This window comes from Methanocalculus sp. (assembly GCF_029762515.1).
In the GTDB taxonomy this organism is placed as follows: Archaea; Halobacteriota; Methanomicrobia; order Methanomicrobiales; family Methanocorpusculaceae; genus Methanocalculus.
Genome location: NZ_JARVGN010000168.1, coordinates 1 through 4,747 on the forward strand (window position 1 = coordinate 1; position 4,747 = coordinate 4,747).

The window sequence follows — 4,747 nt, forward strand, 5'->3', positions numbered from 1 at the left end:
AATTGTTGCATCCTTGCTGCCACTCGATAGCCGCGTTTATCAGGCTACCAGGGGTCAGATTGCGTGAAAAAATCACCTTTGCTCGTTTAGATACTGCTGGTGGTATTTGCTGTAATGCAAACACATGGATATTATCCGGCTTCTGTTTTGTTTCAAGCCCATTGAGTGTGACAATAAAATCTTCTGCAACCTTTTCAAATCTGGTTGTGGCATCGCTCGTATTCTCTGTATTGCTGAAAAGAGCCGCAAATTTGGGGAGGACTTCTGGAACCTTGTTGGGATAGACAAATAGCATTGTATTTTTGTCAATTCTGCGCCATGTGATATTTTCATTGTCAGGTTTCACGATCCATTCAAGCGAGGTTTTTAGTGTATCTCGATTCGCCTTGCTAATAGGAAAAGAGTGATCATCAGCCTTCCCATAGCGGAACTGGCATACTTGCTCACGGAACATGGAACGTAACGCCACGTCAAACCCTGATACAAGCCGCACGGATGGCATGGTTTCACCAAGTTCCGTATATGGGTCTCCAAAAGCGTCAAGTTGATCGCTTGTTTCGAGTTGAATATCGGTTTCATTGGCAAAAAGAGAATCGTTCACTTGCCTAGTGGTGTTCTCATTGGCTATTGGATATTCGAATCTTTCCCAATTTATTAAATCAAGTATAATCGATACCGAGCCATGATTATCTTCCGGCTTCTTCTTTTCGTTTCTTTTATGGATAAGTAGCGGAAGATATGTTTTTATATCGGTTGATAATTTCTCCCAAACATGCTGCTCAAGGGTGCTGCGCAGTGTATCAATGTCAAGCGATTCTGTAATCTTCATCAACGCGGTGATTGCACTCTCTTCAGGTGTATTTGGTATTTGCGGACGTAGGCAACGCAGTATCTTATTGCGATGTTTGAGATCCCAATTATCGGCAGTGCATATTGATCGCAAAAAGCCAATATCCAGTTCCTTTTTACCTTTGTAAAGGTCATCATAATAGCGCTTATCCTCATCCGATGTGACGCGGTAAAAGGGTGCAATATTGAAAGCGGGAAATGTCCCCTGATTATTGCCAAATTTTCTGCAGACCTTCACCAGATCCTTGCTCATCAGCTCAACGTCTGATACAAGGCCATCATCACCAAGCCATATGCGATAGCAGGCTCCGTTTGGCAATGGATTGTAATGAGGGTGCCACCCTTGTGGCTTTATGTTGTTACTTGCAAGGGTTACAGAAAGCTGATGCAGCTCGTTCAGCATGATCTGTCTCCATTCAAGTACGTTAGTACGCCTCCTGTAATCTCAACATCTGTATCATACAGGTATGCGACTTCGGATTGATAGCCTTTTGAAAATACCTGCCGTAGCATGGAGGGAATAACTGTAGTTTCCATCTCAGAAATGACATATGTGCCATCGCGAAACTCGCCAAAATAGGATGGCGTGAACTCCTTCCATCCCAAGTATGGCACAGAGAAGCATTGCCCACGTTTCAGCCTTCTGGTGAATATTTCCTGATATGCGTGCCCCGGGGATGTGGTGGCTTTATCCCAGTTCTTCGCCGCTTGAGGAAGCTTATCTTTTATTTTATACGGAATAACCTCTGCGTACAAGCGATAGCAGACATCAATGAGCACGGTGGCAGAAAGCTGATAGCAGTTACCTTTTTTGATACTTTCATTTTTTCGTAGAGGGCCACCATAATTTGTGTAATAATTGTGAAATTGCACTGGCGCACAAATTTCCGCCTTAAGTGGAATAATTTCAATCGCAGGTCCCCACAAAACGGATTCGAAAATGGCTTTTACCGCAGAGTATGTAGGTGCCGGATAGCTGACGGGGTTGTCACCGGTATCCGGTCTTGTCCACATAGCTGTGTCCCCGGCAATTTCCATCTGAACGATATATGTTATAGCTTTCACCTCTTATTTGTTAAAAAGACAGATTTCTGAGTTCTTTGAACAACCCTGACGGAACATATAGTCTTCCATCCACGACTCCTGCATCAAGGATTTTTGATAACCGCCTTTGCGGCTCGATAATACCTGAACTGTCAATTGGAGTTTCGGCACAATTCGATTTTCGTATATTTGTCTGAGCCCTGTCCCTTTATCTGATAGTTCCTTTTCCATGGTCAAATACCTTATGCCTATTATAGACTCTTCATCGGCCCGTCCGGATGGCAGTATGGAAGTGTGCAAGGTAATCTGGTGGAAGCACAATTCCAAGAGTGGACAGTATTCTTCAGCGAAGGTTCACCGGACGTTGCATGTACAACCAAAGATAGATACGCCGAAGTCTGTTGGGGATTACGAGATTACGGTGGATCCTCTGGAGGGTCTTGAACCAGAGATCTATCAAGGAATGTGACGAAAGTTCCGCCACTGACGCCGGTAAGCCCATTAGATTGAGCATATACCGGCGCCGGCCATCCCCGCCCTGCCATGTAAAGTAATTTGCGCTTATAATGAGAACAATGCTATATCAATGAGCTTTAATGAGATGGTCGGATTAGACTTCAATCAATTACGCCGTTGGATGTCGGAAATCTGTTGTAACGACAAACCATCCTTTGCAGCAGTTTAAATCTGGCTCATACTGGCTACATATGCTGTCGATTTTATCAATTATGTCGGCATCATAGTGGGATTGGCGTATGCAAATGGTCAAATATTCGTCATCTATTTCGGGATCAGAGTAGATTCCAAGTCTAATCTGGGCAGTGTTGCCAAAAGTCTCTTCTGTTAACATGCATGCACAGAGTACCACATCATAAAGCCCGATATTTTGACGGAGATAGCTGGCCACCTTTCCAGGGTTTGGAATGGAAAATCCAAGGTATTCCCTTAATGTTAGGAGAGATTGCTCGATATCAAGAGAGAAATGTGTATTGTCATCTGGATATGATGATAGGGTACTATCTTGATTGAATATTTCGCAGAAGCTCACAGAGGTATGGCCAAAGTGTTTTTCAAGAAGCTGTTGAAGGTGCACTCTCCATGAAACCATTTCAATTCTCGTGATTAAGTGTAGTTTTAGGTAGTTATCTTGACCTGTACCTGATTTGGATTATCGATGGGATGGATAATGAACCTTTTGAAAAGAAGTATGAGTCATCCTCAGGATGAATTGACGCCGCCAACAGGACTCGAACCTGTGACATGCTGGTTAACAGCCAGCCACTCTACCAACTGAGTTATGGCGGCACTCAAGTTGCCTAATTACATTGCCAGTGCCAGAACTTAAAGATTGTTAACCAATCCCCGTTTCATATCCTCGAGAGCCCGGATGAATGCATCCAGCTCGTCGGGGATGCCCTTCAGCATCTCCTTCATCTCAGGAGTCGCATATGCCCCCGTGGAAGACGCGCGTATATACCCCATCTGCTCGAGGACGCGGAGGGAATACCGCACCCGGTGCTGCGGCTGGTTCAGCACTTCTGCGAGCTTGATGATCCCGATCGGCTCATGCTCGACAACCGCACGTGCTATCATCAGGTGCCGTTCAATCAGTTCAATCTCGTCACGGAGCTTTTCAAGCATGAGCATCCCTCACTGTCTGCACGATCCCTCTCTCCCATTCATCTCCCAACTCTGTATATTCGTTCCCAATCCTCTTCCACTCAGGAACTCCCATCTGAATCAGGTGATTCCACGGGTTTTGCGTGAATCTCAAGCCATTCCTTTGTGGCGGTGTAGTGCTTCTTCGTAAAAAATCCTGACAGGACTGCGATTATCACGAGGACGATCAGGACCGGATTTTTGTATCCGGCCTCTGCCGGAACAATGAAAAAGATTGCAACCGCGGCAGCAGCAGCAAATAAGAAGATATTGAGAAGTATCACGACGGTAATATACTTGATCTTGAAGACCTGTTTTGCCGATTCTTCCATATGCAGGTATATGGTCTTCACAGAATATATGCCCTGCCACTCTGTGACATGCAGGATGCAGGTGAATAGCAACACTCTGCTGCCTGTGGCCTCACTTGTATGGAACGCTTCCTTCTCCCGGAAAACCCTTCGGGGAGATTTCTGGCGGTAAACCGGTTGAATTGAGAAGATATTGATTTATAGTGATAATTACTACTCTTCTGTCAGGATATGCGGGGACATTCTTCTGCCTGGGTGACACTTCTGCTCATCATTCTGGTACTGGCAGCCCTCAGTACCGCAGGGTGCCTCTCTGATGATGATCTCGATTCCCTCTGGGATGACTGCATGCAATCCATCCCTCCCCACCGTGCATCCCTTGACAACTACCTCCTCGTCTATACCATAGGAATCGATCTCTGGAATGTCGAGCTTGCCGGAGATACCCCGAATCCACGGACGCTCAGGACACAGATTGCCCGCGAAGAGGCCTTCCTGGCAGAACTGTCAGATAAGCACTGGGTGCTCACCGGGGCAGTCAGCAGGTTCTCGGATTATGCCCGAACCCTTGAAGGGAGCCGCGGCGAATGGGCTGTCGGGGTTGCCTCTGATCTTCGTCTCTATGATGAAGAGATGTGGAATACGCAGAATACATTCAAAGGGCGTCTTGCGGCATTAAGCCAGTATCTTGATCTTGCAGACAGCGGAAGAGGAGATACGGCTGAAGCGCTCTCGTACCTTGAGAGTGCCAATTCGCTCTCAATAAATGCCGGAGCTTCGATTGCCCGTGCCGATGCCGCCCGGAACCGTGCCGAATCACAGTATGCCGATGCCCCCTTTCCGAAGATACATCTTCTCTGATTGCAAATACGTATAGAATGGAT

The 4,747-nt window shown here is 46.2% G+C and carries 7 protein-coding genes and 1 tRNA gene; 2 read left to right on the forward strand and 6 right to left on the reverse strand.

Annotated elements, in window-relative coordinates:
• Both QCH34_RS07030 and cas5 read right to left on the reverse strand, forming a co-directional pair.
• On the reverse strand, positions 1 to 1,252 hold a 1,252-nt coding region (locus QCH34_RS07030; protein WP_300332216.1), incomplete at its 3' end, for a hypothetical protein.
• Positions 1,246 to 1,914, reverse strand: a complete 669-nt coding sequence (gene cas5, locus QCH34_RS07035) for a CRISPR-associated protein Cas5 (protein WP_300332218.1) — start codon at positions 1,912 to 1,914, stop codon at positions 1,246 to 1,248. The genes cas5 and QCH34_RS07030, both read right to left, overlap by 7 nt.
• Positions 1,915 to 2,137: 223 nt before the next feature.
• Between cas5 and QCH34_RS07040 the strand changes: the two genes are divergently transcribed.
• The gene (locus tag QCH34_RS07040) at positions 2,138 to 2,362 is read left to right on the forward strand and encodes a type I CRISPR-associated protein Cas7 (RefSeq protein WP_300332220.1); all 225 of its coding nucleotides are present in this window, start codon (positions 2,138 to 2,140) and stop codon (positions 2,360 to 2,362) included.
• 156 nt (positions 2,363 to 2,518) lie between these two features.
• Here the strand turns inward: QCH34_RS07040 and QCH34_RS07045 are convergent, their stop codons facing one another.
• The 4 genes from QCH34_RS07045 to QCH34_RS07060 form a co-directional block, all read right to left on the reverse strand.
• A complete protein-coding gene (locus QCH34_RS07045) occupies positions 2,519 to 2,941 on the reverse strand; it encodes a hypothetical protein (protein WP_300332222.1) in 423 nt (140 codons plus the stop codon).
• A gap of 184 nt (positions 2,942 to 3,125) precedes the next feature.
• Positions 3,126 to 3,198 (reverse strand) — tRNA-Asn (locus QCH34_RS07050).
• 36 nt (positions 3,199 to 3,234) lie between these two features.
• A complete protein-coding gene (locus QCH34_RS07055; RefSeq protein WP_300332225.1) occupies positions 3,235 to 3,534 on the reverse strand; it encodes a hypothetical protein in 300 nt (99 codons plus the stop codon).
• An 80-nt stretch (positions 3,535 to 3,614) separates the two neighbouring features.
• A complete protein-coding gene (locus tag QCH34_RS07060) occupies positions 3,615 to 3,884 on the reverse strand; it encodes a hypothetical protein (protein ID WP_300332228.1) in 270 nt (89 codons plus the stop codon).
• Between the two features lie 210 nt (positions 3,885 to 4,094).
• On the opposite strand from QCH34_RS07060, the gene QCH34_RS07065 reads away from it, so the two are divergent.
• The gene (locus QCH34_RS07065) at positions 4,095 to 4,724 is read left to right on the forward strand and encodes a hypothetical protein (RefSeq protein WP_300332230.1); all 630 of its coding nucleotides are present in this window, start codon (positions 4,095 to 4,097) and stop codon (positions 4,722 to 4,724) included.
• Positions 4,725 to 4,747: the final 23 nt, after the last annotated feature.

Coding starts and splice junctions, on each gene's coding strand:
- QCH34_RS07040 (WP_300332220.1), top strand. CDS start 2,138: ATGCCTATTATAGACTCTTCATCGGCCCGTCCGGATGGCAGTATGGAA.
- QCH34_RS07055 (WP_300332225.1), bottom strand. CDS start 3,534: ATGCTTGAAAAGCTCCGTGACGAGATTGAACTGATTGAACGGCACCTG.
- QCH34_RS07060 (WP_300332228.1), bottom strand. CDS start 3,884: ATGGAAGAATCGGCAAAACAGGTCTTCAAGATCAAGTATATTACCGTC.
- QCH34_RS07065 (WP_300332230.1), top strand. CDS start 4,095: ATGCGGGGACATTCTTCTGCCTGGGTGACACTTCTGCTCATCATTCTG.